General features: G+C 45.9%; 1 pseudogene. It reads left to right on the top strand.

What is annotated here, in order from left to right:
* Positions 1-207, top strand: a pseudogene (locus H5R88_RS01805) (hypothetical protein); the annotation flags it as partial.

The following is a 207-nucleotide window of genomic DNA, read 5'->3' as shown; positions in this document are numbered from 1 at the left end:
CTTACTGATGCACTGGTGGATTCACTGCCACTTACTGATGCGCTAGTTGATTCACTCGCACTTACTGATGCACTAGTTGATTCACTGGCACTTACTGATGCACTAGTTGATTCACTGGCACTTACTGATGCTGAAGTTGATTCACTGGCACTTACTGAAGCGGAAGTTGATTCGCTAGCACTTACTGATGCACTGGTGGATTCACTG

It is taken from the genome of Limosilactobacillus agrestis (assembly GCF_014145585.1).
In the GTDB taxonomy this organism is placed as follows: Bacteria; Bacillota; Bacilli; order Lactobacillales; family Lactobacillaceae; genus Limosilactobacillus; species Limosilactobacillus agrestis.
Note: the sequence above shows the minus strand (reverse complement) of the source record. Positions and strands in the feature narration are given on the sequence as shown.